The 15,951-nt window shown below is 61.8% G+C and carries 12 protein-coding genes; 6 read left to right on the top strand and 6 right to left on the bottom strand.

Annotated elements, in window-relative coordinates:
- The 3 genes from K7431_RS27115 to K7431_RS27105 all read left to right on the top strand — a co-directional run.
- On the top strand, positions 1 to 1,332 hold a 1,332-nt coding region (locus K7431_RS27115; RefSeq protein ID WP_224316755.1), incomplete at its 5' end, for an acyltransferase family protein.
- A 59-nt stretch (positions 1,333 to 1,391) separates the two neighbouring features.
- The gene (gene ubiD, locus K7431_RS27110) at positions 1,392 to 2,858 is read left to right on the top strand and encodes a 4-hydroxy-3-polyprenylbenzoate decarboxylase (protein ID WP_015886458.1); all 1,467 of its coding nucleotides are present in this window, start codon (positions 1,392 to 1,394) and stop codon (positions 2,856 to 2,858) included.
- Positions 2,858 to 3,826 carry a CDP-6-deoxy-delta-3,4-glucoseen reductase gene (locus K7431_RS27105; RefSeq protein ID WP_015886457.1) on the top strand — a complete coding sequence of 323 codons (969 nt, stop codon included), beginning with the start codon at positions 2,858 to 2,860 and terminating at the stop codon, positions 3,824 to 3,826. The genes ubiD and K7431_RS27105 overlap by 1 nt, the downstream gene beginning before the upstream one ends.
- A 178-nt stretch (positions 3,827 to 4,004) precedes the next feature.
- On the opposite strand, the gene K7431_RS27100 is transcribed toward K7431_RS27105, so the two are convergent.
- Complete coding sequence (locus tag K7431_RS27100; RefSeq protein WP_015886456.1) at positions 4,005 to 4,487, bottom strand: hypothetical protein; 483 nt, start codon at positions 4,485 to 4,487, stop codon at positions 4,005 to 4,007.
- A gap of 325 nt (positions 4,488 to 4,812) precedes the next feature.
- Here K7431_RS27100 and K7431_RS27095 point away from each other — a divergent pair, with 325 nt between their 5' ends.
- Both K7431_RS27095 and K7431_RS27090 read left to right on the top strand, forming a co-directional pair.
- Positions 4,813 to 7,200, top strand: a complete 2,388-nt coding sequence (locus K7431_RS27095; protein WP_015886455.1) for a TonB-dependent receptor plug domain-containing protein — start codon at positions 4,813 to 4,815, stop codon at positions 7,198 to 7,200.
- Between the two features lie 27 nt (positions 7,201 to 7,227).
- A complete protein-coding gene (locus K7431_RS27090; protein ID WP_015886454.1) occupies positions 7,228 to 7,881 on the top strand; it encodes a gamma-glutamylcyclotransferase in 654 nt (217 codons plus the stop codon).
- Here the strand turns inward: K7431_RS27090 and glpT are convergent.
- Positions 7,878 to 9,215 carry a glycerol-3-phosphate transporter gene (gene glpT / locus K7431_RS27085; RefSeq protein ID WP_015886453.1) on the bottom strand — a complete coding sequence of 446 codons (1,338 nt, stop codon included), beginning with the start codon at positions 9,213 to 9,215 and terminating at the stop codon, positions 7,878 to 7,880. The two genes, K7431_RS27090 and glpT, sit on opposite strands and share 4 nt — an antisense overlap.
- 291 nt (positions 9,216 to 9,506) lie before the next feature.
- Positions 9,507 to 10,484 (bottom strand): NADPH:quinone oxidoreductase family protein, encoded by a 978-nt coding sequence (locus K7431_RS27080; protein WP_015886452.1) that lies wholly within the window; start codon positions 10,482 to 10,484, stop codon positions 9,507 to 9,509.
- Between the two features lie 150 nt (positions 10,485 to 10,634).
- Here K7431_RS27080 and K7431_RS27075 point away from each other — a divergent pair, with 150 nt between their 5' ends.
- The gene (locus K7431_RS27075) at positions 10,635 to 11,042 is read left to right on the top strand and encodes a flagellar basal body-associated protein FliL (protein ID WP_015886451.1); all 408 of its coding nucleotides are present in this window, start codon (positions 10,635 to 10,637) and stop codon (positions 11,040 to 11,042) included.
- A gap of 97 nt (positions 11,043 to 11,139) precedes the next feature.
- On the opposite strand, the gene K7431_RS27070 is transcribed toward K7431_RS27075, so the two are convergent.
- From K7431_RS27070 to K7431_RS27060, 3 genes are read right to left on the bottom strand one after another with little or no spacing between them, the layout of a single operon-like run.
- Positions 11,140 to 12,258: an ABC transporter permease gene (locus tag K7431_RS27070; RefSeq protein ID WP_015886450.1), complete on the bottom strand. Its 1,119-nt coding sequence runs from the start codon at positions 12,256 to 12,258 to the stop codon at positions 11,140 to 11,142.
- Positions 12,258 to 14,975: a ribosome-associated ATPase/putative transporter RbbA gene (rbbA, locus tag K7431_RS27065; RefSeq protein ID WP_015886449.1), complete on the bottom strand. Its 2,718-nt coding sequence runs from the start codon at positions 14,973 to 14,975 to the stop codon at positions 12,258 to 12,260. Before rbbA ends, K7431_RS27070 begins: the two co-directional genes overlap by 1 nt.
- The gene (locus tag K7431_RS27060) at positions 14,972 to 15,937 is read right to left on the bottom strand and encodes an HlyD family secretion protein (protein WP_043206340.1); all 966 of its coding nucleotides are present in this window, start codon (positions 15,935 to 15,937) and stop codon (positions 14,972 to 14,974) included. The genes rbbA and K7431_RS27060 overlap by 4 nt, the downstream gene beginning before the upstream one ends.
- Positions 15,938 to 15,951: the final 14 nt, after the last annotated feature.

Genomic DNA, 15,951 nt, shown 5'->3' with positions numbered 1-15,951 from the left:
CCGCCCGCCCTGGCCCAAGGGGTCAGCCTGGTCTCCCTGGCGTTGATCCTGATTGCCGTGTTCGGTTTCGATCGACACACGCCGTTTCCTGGTGCTGCCGCGTTGCTGCCGGTGCTGGGCGTGGTCGGGTTGATCTGGGCCAACGGGCAGCAACACACCTGGGTCGGGCGATTGTTGAGCTCTCGGGTGATGGTGGGCGTGGGGCTCATTTCATATTCCTGGTACCTGTGGCACTGGCCGGTGTTCGTGTACGCCAACTATGCGGCGGTGGACGGTTTGAGCCCGTTTGAGTTGGCGGGCCTGATGCTGGTGAGCCTGGTGCTGGGCTATCTGTCCTGGCGATTCGTGGAGGCACCGTTTCGCGAAAAGCGCTTGCTGGCGGGCCGCAAGGCGATCCTGGCGGCGGGTCTCGCCGGGATCCTGTGCCTTGGTTTTACCGGTTTGGCGTTGCGTGAAGCCAAAGGGGTGCCCTGGCGCCTGTCCGAACAGGCGCTGCGTTATGCCCAGGCGAAAACATGGAGCCCGGCGTTGATGGCGTGCATGGCCGACAAAAACACGCCGGATGAACGCCTGTTTTGCCACTTCGGTCCCAAAAACAGCTCAGTGTCCGCGCTGGTCTGGGGTGACAGCCATGCCACCGCATTGATTCCGGCACTCGAGGACGGCGCCAAACGTCACGATATCAGCCTGGTGCAGGCGAGCTTCGCCGGCTGCATGCCGTTGGATGGCCTGGAGAATATTGCCCGTTGCGCGCATTTCAACCAGCGGGTCGAGAAAGCCATGGCCGAACAGCCGTTCAGCGATGTAGTGCTGGTGGCGCGCTGGAGCCTGTACCTCTATGGGCAAATGTCAGGGGACAAAGAGCATGCGCTCAAAGACCCTGCCACCGGCAACTACGTACGCGCCGTGGCTGAAGAGCGCTTCGCCCAGGGCCTGCGCGAGCGCATTAAAGGGCTGCGCGCCGCCGGGCATCGGGTCTGGCTGGTCAAGGAGGTGCCGTTGCAGGAAATCATTGTGCCGTACCGCCTCAGTCGCCTGGCCATGATGCACCGTCCGGTGGACAAGGAAGGGCTGCCCGTGGAGGAACATATGAAGCGCCAGGCCTTTATCACTCAGTTGTTTGACGAACTGGCGGCGGCCGACAGCGGCGTGACCGTGTTGGACCCCGCGCCCCTGCTGTGTGGCGCCGATGGCCTGTGCCGGGTCGAGCTCAATGGTCGCGCGTTGTACACCGACGACAACCACCTCTCTGACGTGGGCGCGCGGCACATCGAGGCCTTCCTGGAACCGCTGTTCAGTTCCTTGCAATCACGGCGGCTGACCGCCAATTAAGCTGCCAGCTGCCTTCAGAGCAGGTAGGATGTACGCCTATTTTACGGGTGGCATGGTTAATGAAATTCAAGGATCTTCGGGATTTCGTGCAGCAACTTGAGCAGCGCGGAGAGTTGAAACGTATCCAGATGCCGATTTCCCCGGTGCTGGAAATGACTGAGATTTGCGACCGTACCCTGCGCAACAAGGGCCCGGCGCTGCTGTTCGAGAACCCGACCGGCTTTGATATCCCGGTGCTGGGCAACCTCTTCGGTACCCCCGAGCGCGTGGCCTTTGGCATGGGCGCCGAGTCGGTCAGCGAGCTTCGCGAGATCGGCAAGTTGCTGGCCTTCCTCAAGGAACCCGAGCCACCCAAGGGGCTGAAGGATGCCTGGTCGAAGCTGCCGATCTTCCGCAAGATCATTGCCATGGCCCCCAAGGTGGTCAAGGACGCGGTGTGCCAGGAAGTGGTCATCGAAGGCGAGGATGTCGACCTCGCCATGCTGCCGGTACAGACCTGCTGGCCCGGCGACGTCGGCCCGTTGATCACCTGGGGCCTGACCGTCACCAAAGGCCCGAACAAGGATCGCCAGAACCTCGGTATCTACCGCCAGCAAGTGATCGGCCGCAACAAGGTGATCATGCGCTGGCTGAGCCACCGTGGCGGTGCCTTGGACTTCCGCGAGTGGTGCGAAAAACACCCTGGTAAACCGTTCCCGGTCTCCGTGGCCCTGGGTGCCGACCCGGCCACCATCCTCGGGGCCGTGACCCCGGTGCCTGACAGCCTGTCCGAATACGCCTTCGCCGGCCTGCTGCGCGGCAACCGTACCGAGCTGGTGAAGTGCCGCGGCAACGACCTGCAAGTGCCGGCGACTGCTGAAATCATCCTCGAAGGCGTGATTCATCCCGGCGAAATGGCGGATGAAGGCCCTTACGGCGACCACACCGGCTACTACAACGAAGTCGACAGCTTCCCGGTGTTCACCGTCGAGCGCATCACCCATCGGATCAAACCGATCTACCACAGCACCTACACCGGCCGTCCGCCGGATGAGCCGGCCATTCTCGGCGTGGCGCTCAACGAAGTGTTCGTGCCGATCCTGCAGAAGCAATTCCCCGAGATCACCGACTTCTACCTGCCGCCGGAAGGCTGCTCGTACCGCATGGCCATCGTGACCATGAAGAAGTCGTACCCCGGTCATGCCAAGCGGGTAATGCTCGGTGTGTGGTCGTTTTTGCGACAGTTCATGTACACCAAGTTCGTTATTGTCACCGACGACGACATCAATGCCCGCGACTGGAACGACGTGATCTGGGCCATCACCACGCGCATGGACCCCAAGCGCGACACGGTGATGATCGACAACACGCCAATCGACTACCTCGACTTCGCGTCGCCCGTGTCTGGCCTGGGGTCGAAGATGGGCCTGGACGCTACCCACAAATGGCCGGGTGAAACCACCCGCGAGTGGGGCAGGGTGATCGTCAAGGATGAAGCCGTCACCGCGCGTGTTGATGCGATCTGGAAAGAATTGGGAATAGATTGATGCGTGTAACCCTGCAACCTTCCGGCGCCGTGCTGGAGCTGGTCCCCGGCGAGCGAATCCTCGAAGGTGCGCGCCGCCTGGGCTACGAATGCCCCCAGGCCTGCCGCAACGGCGTGTGCCATGTGTGCGCGGCGCTGTTGGTGGAAGGCCGCGTGCAGCAAGCCGGTGAGGTGCGGGACCACGGCGAGTTCTACACCTGCATCGCTGAGCCGCTGGAAGACTGCATTGTGTTGTGGGATGGCGTGCTGGCGCCGGGAGAGTTGCCGTTGCGCAAGTTGTCGTGCCAATTGAGTGAATGTGTAGAGGTCGGTGGCGACGTGTGGCGTGTGCGCCTGCGGGCGCCAGCCGGCAAGGCGGTGCGTTACCACGCCGGGCAATACTTGATGATCGAGCGGGAGAATGGCGAGAAGTCGGCGTTTTCCCTGGCGTCGGCGCCCCATGCCGGGCGCGAGCTGGAGCTGCATGTGCTGGCCCGCGAGGACAGCGCGCGTAGCTTGCTGGAGCAACTGCAGCGCAATCAGATGGCCCGTGTGGAGCTGCCGTTCGGCGACACCCATTTGGCCGAGTTGCCGGATGGGCCGCTGGTGTTGATCGCCGCCGGCACCGGCATGGCGCAGATGCATAGCCTGATCGAACATTGTCGCGCGTCCGGCTTCAAGCACCCGGTGCACCTGTACTGGGGCGTGCGTCGCCCGGAAGATTTCTACCAGATAGAACACTGGGACCAGTGGCTGCAACTGCCCAACCTGTTCCTGCACAAAGTCGTCAGTGACTTGTGCGGCTGGGAAGGGCGCTGCGGGTTGCTGCACGAAGCGGTGTGCGAAGACATCACCGACCTCAAGTCGGTGCACGTCTACGCCAGCGGTTCACCGGCGATGATCTACGGCACCCTGGATGCCCTGGTCGAGGCCGGTATGGATGCGCACCAGATGCGTGCCGATGTGTTTGCCTACGCGCCACGGCCCTGAGCCGGGCAAAACATCACGGTTGCATGCCGATCAAATTGTGCGGGCTTGCTGTGGCGAGCACGCTGGCTTGCGCTGGGGGGGCGAAGCGCCGCCCAAAGAGCCGGCTCCAGCTGCGCTGTCGAACGGGAGCAAGCTCCCTCGCCCCAGTAAGCCCGCTACCACGCTGGACGGTGCCTGCTTAGAATCGCAATCCCGTCGTCACCATCGCCGCATTGAACCCCAGTAACACCAACTCCGCCGCCACCGGCCCGTAATGCGTGCCCACGGACGGAATGATCACCGGCGCCACGCCAAAACGATTCAACGGGATCTTGTCGCGGTACTTGCCGCGATAACCTTGGATCGCCCCGCCTGTCAGCTTCAAATACACCGGATAGTCGGCCATGTCATAGCGCTTGCCCGCATAGGCGTAGTACGAGCGTTGGCGGAACGAGTTGCGGAACGTCGCCCCGCCGTACACAAAACCGGATGCTTCGTTGCGCTCCAGGCCGATCAGATCCTGGTTGTTGTTGTGGTCCGGGTCGGGCGCGAAGTGCCGCGTGTAGACGCTGGTCTGTGCATACCAGAAGCCTTTGTCGTCCTCGGTAGCGGATGTTTCGCCCGCCAGTGCGGTGGTGGCCTGGGCCAGCAGCAACAGGCCAGGCAGTCGGAATTTCTTCATGGGTGCGACCTCGGTAGTCGATTATTGGGCGGCTAGGTGGGTCGTGATGTGTGCGTTATTTTGAGGGTTTGGCACGTTCCCAGGCTGAACCGGGGCTGAAAGTAGCGAGATTGGCGCGCTCAATCCTGATGAATGGGCGGGTTTGCTTATGCATTCGCTTATTCTTTAAAGGTATTTAATTTGTTTCATAAATATCATTAGGCTATATATCAACGGACTACCGAACACTCACAACAACCAATCACTGACCGCCACCGCCCGCCAGCCGGACCGATCGTACGAACTCAGAGCACGACGTTCTGGTTTTTGATTCAAGGGGAGCGGTATGGGGAGCTACAAGCAACACGCGCTGTACACGGCGATTTTGTCGGCCAATTTGCTGACCGCTGTGGGTTTCAATCCCGTCTTTGCGGCCGAAACGTCCGCCACCGATACACCCAAGCTCGATACTGTGATCGTCACCGGTACCCGCGCCCAGGAGCGTACGGCCAGTGCTTCGCTGTCACCGATCGATGTGATTTCCGGCGATACCTTGCGCAGCACGGGTTCCGATGAGTTGGGCGCGGTGTTGGCGCGGCTGATTCCGTCGATCAATTTCCCACGCCCAAGCCTGGTGGACGGCGCCGAACTGGTGCGCCCTGCGCAGTTGCGCGGCCTGTCGCCGGATCAGGTGCTGGTGCTGGTCAATGGCAAACGTCGCCACACCAGCGCCTTCGTCAACCTGGGTGGGGCGGTGGGCCGTGGCTCTGCACCGGCGGACTTGAACGCGATCCCGCTGTCGGCGGTGGACCATATCGAAGTGCTGCGCGACGGCGCGTCCGCCCGCTATGGCTCCGATGCGATTGCCGGGGTGATCAACGTGATCCTCAAGCACGCCGACCAGGGCGGCTCGATCTCCACCAAGTTCGGCGAGTACAAGAAGGGCGACGGTATCCAGCGTAATGTCAGCGGCAATACCGGCCTGGCGCTGGGCGACAACGGCTTTATCAACCTGTCGGCCGAAGGCGCCGATAACGATTACACCAACCGCGCCGGCAATGATTACCGCCCAGCCAGCATCGGTTCCACCACCTACGGCCAGCGCGTGTTCCGCCAGGGCGAGCCGGCCACCGATGAAGGCAAATTCCAGTTCAACTCGGAATATGCCTTCAACGATGCCGCCGAATTCTACAGCTTCGGTGGCTACAGCAAACGGCGCGGCGAGACGGCGGCGTTTTACCGGGCGAGCAACGCCTCCAACAACATCGCGGCACTCAACCCCAACGGCTACCTGCCGCTGATCAAGGGCAACCTGGAAGACACCTCGCTGGTGGTGGGCCTGCGCGGGCTATTGGCCTACGACTGGCATTACGACCTGTCGGCCAACTACGGCAAGAACCAGTACGAGCTGGGCACCGAAACCATCAACACGTCCCTGGGCCTGGCCACGCCGCGCAAGTTCAACAACGGCACCCTGAGCAACGATCAGAAGCAGATCAGCCTGGACCTGTCGCGTGAGTTCGACGTGGGCTTCCTGCCTTACCCGGTCTCCGTGGCCTTTGGTGGCGAATACCTGCACCAGGGTTACGAGATCGAAGCGGGTGAGCCGGCGTCCTACTTCCAGACCGGCAGCTCCGGCCTGGGCGGTTTCCGCGATGCCGACGCCGGTACGAGCACGCGGCATAACTGGGCGCAGTACCTGGACCTGGAAACCAATTTCACCGAAAAACTCAGCGCCTCCGCCGCCGTGCGCCATGAGGATTACAGCGACTTCGGTTCCAACGTCAGTGGCTCGCTGTCGGCCCGCTACGACTTCACCCCGCAGGTGGCCTTGCGCGGCAGTATTTCCAATGGTTTCCGCGCGCCGTCCCTGGCCCAGCAGAACTTTGCCTACACCTCATCGCAACTGATCGGCAGTACCGTACAGGAAGCGGGCACCTTCCCGGCCAACAGCCAGGTGGCTCGCTTGCTCGGCGCCGAAGACCTCAAGGCTGAAAAGTCGCGCAACTACAGCCTCGGCCTGGTGCTGGAGCCTGCCGATGACCTGACCGTGACGCTCGATGTGTACCGTATCGACATCCGCGACCGCATCAGCCTGTCGTCAAACCTGAACCTCAACCCGGCGGCGATTGCCTACCTGCAAGCCAATGGCGTTGGCAACATCAACTACACCAGCGCCCGCTACTTCACCAACGCGACCGACACCAGCACCGACGGTGTCGACCTCGTCGCCAACTATCGCTACCAGTTCGATAACGGTATCCGCTGGAACAGCACCGTGGGCTATAACTACAACCACACCAAAGTCACCGACGTAAAAGCCAACCCGGCGATTCTCGACAGCCTGGGTGTGAACCTGTTGCGCGTGGACCGTCGCGAGCGTATCGGTTTGCTCGGCGATACCACGCCACAACATAAGCTGAGCCTGGGTAACGACTTCACGTTCGGCCGTTGGGCGCTGCACAGCAACCTGGTGCGCTATGGTGAGTTCACCAGCTACCAGGCAGACAAGGTCAATGACCAGACCTTCAAGGCGGCCTGGGTGCTGGACCTGTCGGCAGACTACACGCTGAAGAACTGGACCTTCACCCTGGGCGGCGACAACGTCACTGATAAATACCCGGAGAAGGTCAACGCCTTCGCCAGCAGTGGTGGCAATTTGGCCTATAGCACTTTTTCGCCGTACGGTTACAGCGGCGCGTTCTATTACGGTAAAGTTGCCTATAACTGGTAAGAGCACAGGAGACCTAAGCGATTTGCCATGACCGCCATTGAAACCGATCTTTTGCAATTGGCTTACCCTCCGCGACTCGATCTTGGGCCGCAACTCACTCACGAACAATTGATGAGCTCGATGCAAGCCACCATGGCTCGGCATAAGGGTGGGCCGGTCTGGCTGTTTGCGTATGGTTCGCTGATCTGGCGGCCTGAATGCTCGTCGACCGAGCGCGTGCGGGCGCGGGTTCACGGTTATCACCGGGGCCTGTACCTGTGGTCTCACGAGCATCGGGGCACGCCGGAGTTGCCGGGGCTGGTGTTTGGTCTGGACCGTGGAGGCTCTTGCAGTGGGTTCGCTTACCGCTTGCCGGAAGATCAGCTGGAGGCCTCGCTTTACGCCCTGTGGCAGCGCGAGATGCCTTACCCCTCCTATCGGCCGCACTGGCTCAGTTGCCGTCTTGAGGATGGCAGTACCGTGCAGGCGCTCGGGTTTGTATTGGAGCGACACCTGCCCAGCTACGCCGGCAACCTGCCCGACATCGTGCTGAACCATGTGTTGCAAAGCGCTTGCGGGCGTTACGGCACCACTCGCGATTATGTCGAGCAGACCGTCAACGCCCTGCGTAGCCACGCCATGCCAGATAAAAACCTGGAGGCGCGGCTCAAGCGTTGTGCAAAGGATTGCTCAGGCGATTAACGCGCCGAGCTGACGCTGTTGGTGTGCCACAGCGTGGGGATCAGGAAGGCGATCGCCAATACGCACGCGCCGATCAGCAGCACAAAACCACCGTCCCAGCCGAAATGGTCCACGGTGTAGCCCATGGCCGCGCTCGCCGCCACCGAACCGCCCAGGTAACCGAACAGACCGGTGAAACCTGCCGCGGTGCCGGCGGCTTTCTTCGGTGCCAGTTCCAGCGCCTGCAGGCCGATCAACATCACCGGGCCGTAGATCAGGAAGCCGATGGACACCAGCGCGATCATGTCGACCATCGGGTTGCCCGGCGGGTTGAGCCAGTACACCAGGGTCGCCACGGTCACCAGCGCCATGAACACGATACCGGTCAGGCCACGGTTGCCACGGAAGATCTTGTCCGACATCCAGCCGCACAGCAGCGTGCCTGGGATACCCGCCCATTCGTAGAAGAAGTACGCCCAGGATGATTTATCGACCGTGAAGTGCTTGGCTTCCTTGAGGTAGGTCGGTGCCCAATCCAGTACGCCGTAGCGCAGCAGGTAGACGAAGACGTTGGCGAAGGCGATGTACCACAGCATTTTATTGCGCAGCACGTACTTGACGAAAATTTCCTTGGCGCTGAATTCGTCTTCGTGGCTGGCGTCGTAGCCTTCCGGGTAATCGTTCTTGTATTTCTCAATCGGCGGCAGGCCGACCGACTGTGGTGTGTCGCGCATGGTGATGAAGGCAAACGCCGCCACTGCCAAGGCCACTGTCGCCGGTACATAGAACGCCGCATGCCAGTCGTTGAACCAGGCCATGCCCAGCAGGAACAGCGGGCCGATCAGGCCGCCGCCGACGTTATGCGCCACGTTCCACACCGACACCACGCCACCGCGTTCTTTCTGCGACCACCAGTGCACCATGGTGCGTCCGCTCGGCGGCCAGCCCATGCCCTGGGCCCAGCCATTGATGAACAGCAAAATGAACATCATGGTCACGCTGGACGTCGCCCAAGGTGCGAAACCGAAAATGAACATCACCCCTGCTGAAACCAGCAGGCCGAAGGGCAGGAAATAGCGCGGGTTGGAGCGGTCGGACACCAGGCCCATGAGGAATTTGGACAGGCCGTACGCAATCGCGATGGCGGACATCGCCAGGCCCAGTTCGCCACGGGTGTAACCCTCGTCGATCAGGTACGGCATGGCGAGGGAGAAGTTTTTGCGCAGCAGGTAGTACCCGGCGTAACCGAAGAAAATACCGGCGAAGATCTGCCAGCGCAGGCGTCGGTAGGTACTGTCTATTTTTTCTTCAGGCAGGGGCGCCTGATGTGCGGCAGGACGAAAGAAAGCAAACATTCAAGGGCTCCAGATTTCTTGTTTTGACTGCGGATGCGAATGTTACAGTTTCGTTACCGAAAATAGCATCGCCTCTTATCTGCAAACACAGGAAATCGGAGCAATTGCATGTTCTCTTATGAACATGTCGTGAATAGACAAGTGCTGGTCGGGATTGGGTCTCGAGACCACTGATTATCTAATGTGGGAGCTGGCTTGCCTGCGATAGCGGTCTTTCAGGTTCATCTATGGCAACTGACCCACCGCTATCGCAGGCAAGCCAGCTCCCACATTGACCGCATTTCAAGTCTGTTAGCGGATTTGGACGACGACCTTGCCCACCGCCTTGCGCTGCCCCAAATCATTGATCGCCTGGGCGGCCTGTTCCAGCGGGTACACCTGCGACACCAGCGGCTTCAACTTACCCTCGGCATACCACGTGAACAACTGCTGGAAATTCGCCGCATTATCCTGCGGCTGACGCTGCGCAAATGAACCCCAGAACACCCCAACCACCGCCGCGCCCTTGAGCAGCGCCAGGTTCACTGGCAGTTCCGGAATGCGTCCGCTGGCAAAACCCACCGCCAGCAAACGCCCGTTCCAAGCGATGGCGCGGATGGCCTGGTCAAACAGGTCGCCTCCCACCGGGTCGTAGATCACATCGGCACCGTTGCCGTCGGTCAGGCGCTTGATCTCGTCTTTCAGGCTGGTTTCGCTGTAGTTGACCAGCTCATCGGCGCCGGCGGCCTTCGCCACCGCGAGTTTGTCGGCGCTGCTGGCGGCAGCGATCACCCGTGCGCCCATGGCCTTGCCGATTTCCACGGCGGCCAGGCCCACGCCTCCGGAGGCGCCCAGGACCAACAGGGTTTCGCCGGGTTGCAGGTTGGCCCGTTGTTTCAGCGCGTGCATGGACGTGCCGTAGGTCATGCTGAACGCGGCGGCCGTGTTGAAGTCCATGCTCTGCGGGATCGGCAGCACGTTATAGCCCGGCACCGCGACCTGTTCGGCAAAGCTGCCCCAGCCGGTCAGCGCCATGACCCGGTCACCGACTTTGAGGTGGCTGACTTTTTCGCCCACGTCACTGACCACGCCTGCCGCTTCGCCACCCGGCGAGAACGGGAAGGGCGGCTTGAACTGGTACTTGCCCTCGATAATCAGGGTGTCCGGGAAGTTGACCCCGGCGGCATGCACGTCCAGCAGGATTTCGTTCTTCTTGATCGCCGGGCTGGCGATCTCTTCCAGCACCAGGGTTTCGGCGGGGCCGAAGGCTTTGCACAGCACAGCTTTCATCGGACTATTCCTTTTGGCGTCGTGGCCGATAAGTGTAGGAGGGTATGCCCCTGGGTCAACGAGCATGCCCGGGCCTGATAAGTCGCCATAAGCTTGTGCTCTGCCTTGCTAGCGTTATGCTACCGGGCAACCGAATGTGAGGAATGAACTGTGAAAGCGTGGATCCTATTGATGCTGGCCCTGACCTTGCCGATGGCAGCCCAGGCCGAAGAGGCCAAAGAAGGCGAGGCGCCGAAAGTCAGCTATATCAGCCTGAGCCCGCCGTTCGTGGGTAACTATGGCCTGGATGGCACGGCGAAGCTCAAGGTGTTCAAGGCCGACATCGCCCTGCGCGTGACCGGCACCGAGGCGGCAGCACTGGTCAAAGCCAATGATCCATTGATCCGCAACCAGCTGGTGGCACTGTTCACCCAGCAGACCAACGAGGCCATGAGCACCGTTGAAGGCAAGGAAAAGCTGCGCCAGGAAGCGTTGAAGCAAACCCAGCAAGTGATGAACGACGAGACGGGCAAGCCGGTGGTGGAAGACCTGTTGTTCAACAACCTGATCATCCAATAAGTCGCTACGCGACTATCGGGGGCAAGCCCCCTCCCACAGTTGGAATGCGATCAAATGTGGGAGGGGGCTTGCCCCCGATGACGGCGGTACAGACGCCTCAGGACGCCAGGCTCTTCCTGAACCGCGCCAACGCCACCGCAAAAAACACCAACCCAATCCCCGCCAGCGCCAGCAAGTCCGGCCACACCACGCTTACTCCCGCATCCCGAAACAGAATCGCCGCGCTCAGACTCACAAAATGCGTCGACGGCGAGCCCTGCATGATCCACTGCAGCCACTCGGGCATGCTGTCCAGCGGCGTGCTGCCGCCTGAGAGCAGCAGCATCGGGATGATCACCGGGATTGCCAGCAAGCCGAACTGCGGCGTCGAGCGGGCGAGGGTGGCGAGGAAGATGCCCAGCGCGGTGCTGGCAAACAGGTACAGCGCCGTCACGAACAGAAACAAGCTCAGCGACCCGGCCAGCGGTACGCCGAGCAGGCCTTTGACCACCACTTCCAGCGACAGCCAGGTGCACAGCACCACCACGAGCATGTTGCTCCAGATTTTCGCCAGCATGATTTCCAGCGCCGTCAGTGGCAGTACCAGCAGATGGTCGAGGGTGCCGTGCTCGCGTTCGCGCAGCAGCGCCGTGCCGGTCAGCACGATAGCCAGGATGGTGATGTTGTTGACGATCTGGATCACCGCCAGGAACCAGCCACCTTCCAAGTTGGTGTTGAACAGGGCGCGGGTGGTCAGCAACGCGGGCGCCTGGCCGGCGGCATCGGTTTGTCCGCTGTTGGTCAGCAGTTCGCGTTGAAATATCCGCCCAATGTAGCCCGCGCCCATGAACGCCTGGCTCATCGCCGTGGCATCCACATTCACCTGCACGCCCGGCTGGCGCCCTGCCAACAGGTCGGCCTGGAAGTTCGCTGGCACATTGATCACGAAGGTGTATTCGCCGCTGTCCATGACCTTGTCCAACTGGTCATAGGGTAACGGCACAGGCGCTTGGAACTCGGGCGGCTGCAACGCCTCGGCCATTTGGCGTGAGAGTGAGCTGTGGTCTTCGTCCACAAACGCCACGCTGGCGTTGTGCACGCCGATCACCGAGCCGGCGGCGGGCATATAGATGGCGACGGTGAACGCGTAGAACAGAAACAGCAACAACACGCTGTCGTGTCGCAGGCTGGTCAGCTCCTTGATCCCCAGCCGCAGGATGTGTGCGAACGTGTGCATCAGGCCTCCTGCTTCTTGAGCATGATCAGGCTCAGCCCGGTAAACCCGATGAAAAACCCGAACAGCGCCAGGCATTGCGGCCACAACTGGCGCAGGTCCAGGGCCTTGGTGAACGTGCCCACGGTGATATCCAGAAAGTGCCCGGCCGGAAACAGCATGCCCATCAATGCCGCCGCTCCTTCCAGTGACGAGCGTGGCACGATCAGCCCGGAGAACTGGATCGTCGGCAGGCTGGTGATGATCATCGTGCCGAGGATCGCCGCGATCTGCGTACGGGTGAAGGCGGAAATCAGCAGGCCCATGCTGGTGGTTGCCAGCACGTACAGCAACCCGCCGAACGCCAGTGTCAGGCCGCTGCCCTTGAACGGTACGCCGAACAACCAGCGGTTCATCGCCACCAATACCGCCAGGTTGACCAGGCTGACTGCCAGGTAGGGCGCCTGTTTGCCAAGCAGGAACTCCAGGCGGGTCAGCGGCGTGGCGTAGAAGTTGGTGATCGAGCCCAGCTCCTTCTCGCGCACGATGCCGAGGGCGGTGAGCATCGCCGGGATAAACGCCAGGATCAGCGCCATCACTCCGGGGCCGATGGCGTTCACGCTGACCACGTCCTGGTTATAGCGAAAGCGCGTCTCCAGCCTGGCGGCGGTCAGGTTGTTGCGGGGCAGGCTGCTCAGTTCGGCCAGTTGCGCAAGGTTGCCCTGGTGTACGGCCTCGACGTAGTTGCGGCTGGTTTCCGCGCGAAACGGCATGCCGCCATCGAGCCACGCGGCCACTGTGGGCTGGCGACCGGCGTACAGGTCGCGGCCAAAACCGGGCGGAATCTCCAGGGCCAGTTTGATTTCCGAACGTTGCAGGCGTCGGTGTAATTCAGCCGAATCCTGAATGGGCGACTGCTCGGCGAAATAGCGTGAGCTACGAAAGGCTTCCAGGTAGGCGCGGCTTTGCGGCGTCTGGTCCTGGTCGTAGACGGCGAACGCGAGGTTTTCCACGTCCAGGGAAATGCCATAGCCGAAGATCACCATCATGAACATCGCTCCCAGCAGCGCGAAGGCCATGCGCACTTTGTCGCGCAGCAGTTCCTTGCCTTCGCGGCTGGCCACGGCCAACAGGCGAGCCAGGCTGAATCCACGCTTGCTCACGGGCGGTGCGCTGGTCGCGCTGACGGTTGCGGTGGCTGCAGCGGGCTCGGCTTCGCCCTGGGCCTGTTCCAGGCAGGTGACGAACGCGGCTTCCAGCGTGTCACCGTGAAATTGCCGTCGCAGCGCCTCCGGTGTATCGCAGGCCAGCACCTTGCCCGCATGCATCAGGGAGATGCGATCGCAGCGCTGGGCTTCGTTCATGAAGTGAGTGGACAGGAAGATGGTCACGCCTTGTTCGCGGGATAGCTCGATCAGCAGTCGCCAGAAATCATCCCGCGCAGCCGGGTCGACGCCCGAGGTGGGCTCATCGAGGATCAGCACTTCCGGGCGATGCAATACGGCCACCGCCAATGACAGTCGCTGACGCAGGCCGAGAGGCAGTTCACCGGACGGTTGCTCGGCGACGTCAATGAGATCGAAGCGTTGGATCAGCTCGTCAATGCGCGGACCGCTATCAGCCGTGGGCAAGTCGAACAATTGCGCATGCAGCACCAGGTTCTGGCGCACGCTGAGCTCGCCATACAGCGAGAAGCTTTGCGACATGAACCCCACGCGCTTGCGGGTGGCCAGGTCCTTGGCATTGACCGGGTTGCCCAGCAGCGTCGCACTGCCCTCAGTGGCTGGCATCAGCCCGGTGAGGACTTTCATGGTGGTGGTCTTGCCGCAGCCGTTGGAGCCGAGGAACCCGAATATTTCACCTCGGCCGATTGCTAAGCTGACGTTGTTGACCGCAGTGAAATCGCCGAAGCGCAGGGTCAGGTCGTGGGCTTCGATGGCGATGTCGGTGTTGTCGCTTTCGCGCGGCGGAATCACCAGCGGTTGGTTGTCGTGGGCGCTGTCACCCTGGAAGTGGGTGAACGCCTCGTCCAATTTGCCGCTGGATGTTGCGCCAGCCAATTCACTGCTCAGGCCGTCGGCGATCAACTTGCCGCGATCAAGCATCAGGCAATGCTCGAACTGCTCGGCTTCTTCCATGTATGCCGTGGCCACCAGCAGCGTCAGTTGTGGCCGCTCGCTGCGTACACTGTCGACCAATTCCCAGAAGCGTCGACGTGACAACGGATCGACGCCAGTGGTGGGCTCGTCGAGGATCAACAGGTCGGGGTCGTGGATCAGCGCGCAACACAGGCCAAGCTTCTGCTTCATACCGCCAGACAGCTTGCCGGCCGGACGGTCGGCGAAGCGTGCGAGGTCGGTGGCCAGCAGCAGGTTATGCATGCGCTGGTCGCAATCGGCTTTCGACAGGCCGAACAACGTGGCGAAGAATCGGATGTTTTCGCGGATGGACAGTTCGGGGTACAGGTTGCCGCCCAAACCCTGGGGCATAAAGGCAATGCGTGGGTACAGGCTGTTGCGGTGACGGCGGTCTTCGATGGCGCCGCCGAGCACGTGCAACTGGCCATCCTGAAGCTTTTTAACCCCGGCGATCAAACCCAGCAGGCTCGACTTGCCCGCGCCATCCGGACCGATCAACCCGCAGCGCGTACCGGCCGGCAAGCTGAACGTGATGTCGACCAGTGCCTGCTGCTTGCCGTAGCGATGGTTGATCCCCGTGGCCTGCAGCGCCAGGGCGGTCATTGCAGGTTGGCCGGCCAGTCAGTGTCAGCCGTGCGCACATAACCTGCGCCGGGCATGCCCGGTTTGGCTTGGGGCACGGCGCTGGGCTGGGTGAGGCGCAGTTTGACGCGGAAGACCAGTTTTTGGCGCTCGTCGCGGGTTTCCACCTCCTTGGGGGTGAACTGGGATTTGGCGGCGACAAAACTGATCTTGGCCGGCAGTGGCTGGCCGGGCAGGGCGTCGAGCAGGATACGCGCGTCGCTGCCGATGGTCAGGCGACCGGTGACGGACGCGGGCAGGTAGAGGTTCATGTATTGATCATTGGGATCAATCAACAGCAGTACGCGCCCACCCGCGCCCAGCACCTCACCTGGCTCGGCCAGGCGCAATTGGATAATGCCGTCGATGGGGGCGCGCAGGCTGCTGTCGTCGATTTCGCTGGTAAGTTGGGCCACCTGGGCCTGGGCGGCTCCGATGGCGGCCTTTCCCGAGTTGACCTGCGCTTGGGCGGCAATCACTGCCGCATTGCCGGTGTTTTGCCGCGCTTGCTGCTGGTCGATCAGCTGGCTGCTGGCGAAGCCGCGCTTGTACAGCTCTTGGGTGCGCTTGAGTTCCTGGTTGGCCAGCAGTTGCTCGCTCTGGCGCAGTTGCGCATTGGCTTCGGCGGCGGCGAAGTTTTCCTTGGCGCGCAGTACTTCGGCTTCGGCTTGGGCGCGCTGGGCTTCGAGGGTGCGGGTGTCCATGCGTGCAAGCAATTGGCCCTTGAGCACCTTGTCGCCTTCGTCAACCCGCACTTCGGCCAGGCGCCCGGGGATCTTGGCGGCGATCTGCACTTCGGTGGATTCCAAGCGGCCATTGCCCATGCCAATGCCTTCCGGCAGGCGGTCCTGGGTGGAGCGCCAGTAACCAAAGCCACCGGCACCCAACAACAAAGCGATGAGTGCGACGGCGAAAAGACGGGAGGTGTGGTGATTCGTCGACATGGCGGCTTCCTGCG

The organism is Pseudomonas fluorescens group sp. (assembly GCF_020093335.1).
Classification (GTDB): Bacteria; Pseudomonadota; Gammaproteobacteria; order Pseudomonadales; family Pseudomonadaceae; genus Aquipseudomonas; species Aquipseudomonas petroselini.
The sequence above is the reverse complement of the archived record's forward strand: the minus strand, read 5'-3'. Positions and strand labels throughout refer to the sequence as shown.

Coding starts and splice junctions, on each gene's coding strand:
- ubiD (WP_015886458.1), top strand. CDS start 1,392: ATGAAATTCAAGGATCTTCGGGATTTCGTGCAGCAACTTGAGCAGCGC.
- K7431_RS27105 (WP_015886457.1), top strand. CDS start 2,858: ATGCGTGTAACCCTGCAACCTTCCGGCGCCGTGCTGGAGCTGGTCCCC.
- K7431_RS27100 (WP_015886456.1), bottom strand. CDS start 4,487: ATGAAGAAATTCCGACTGCCTGGCCTGTTGCTGCTGGCCCAGGCCACC.
- K7431_RS27095 (WP_015886455.1), top strand. CDS start 4,813: ATGGGGAGCTACAAGCAACACGCGCTGTACACGGCGATTTTGTCGGCC.
- K7431_RS27090 (WP_015886454.1), top strand. CDS start 7,228: ATGACCGCCATTGAAACCGATCTTTTGCAATTGGCTTACCCTCCGCGA.
- glpT (WP_015886453.1), bottom strand. CDS start 9,215: ATGTTTGCTTTCTTTCGTCCTGCCGCACATCAGGCGCCCCTGCCTGAA.
- K7431_RS27080 (WP_015886452.1), bottom strand. CDS start 10,484: ATGAAAGCTGTGCTGTGCAAAGCCTTCGGCCCCGCCGAAACCCTGGTG.
- K7431_RS27070 (WP_015886450.1), bottom strand. CDS start 12,258: ATGCACACGTTCGCACACATCCTGCGGCTGGGGATCAAGGAGCTGACC.
- rbbA (WP_015886449.1), bottom strand. CDS start 14,975: ATGACCGCCCTGGCGCTGCAGGCCACGGGGATCAACCATCGCTACGGC.
- K7431_RS27060 (WP_043206340.1), bottom strand. CDS start 15,937: ATGTCGACGAATCACCACACCTCCCGTCTTTTCGCCGTCGCACTCATC.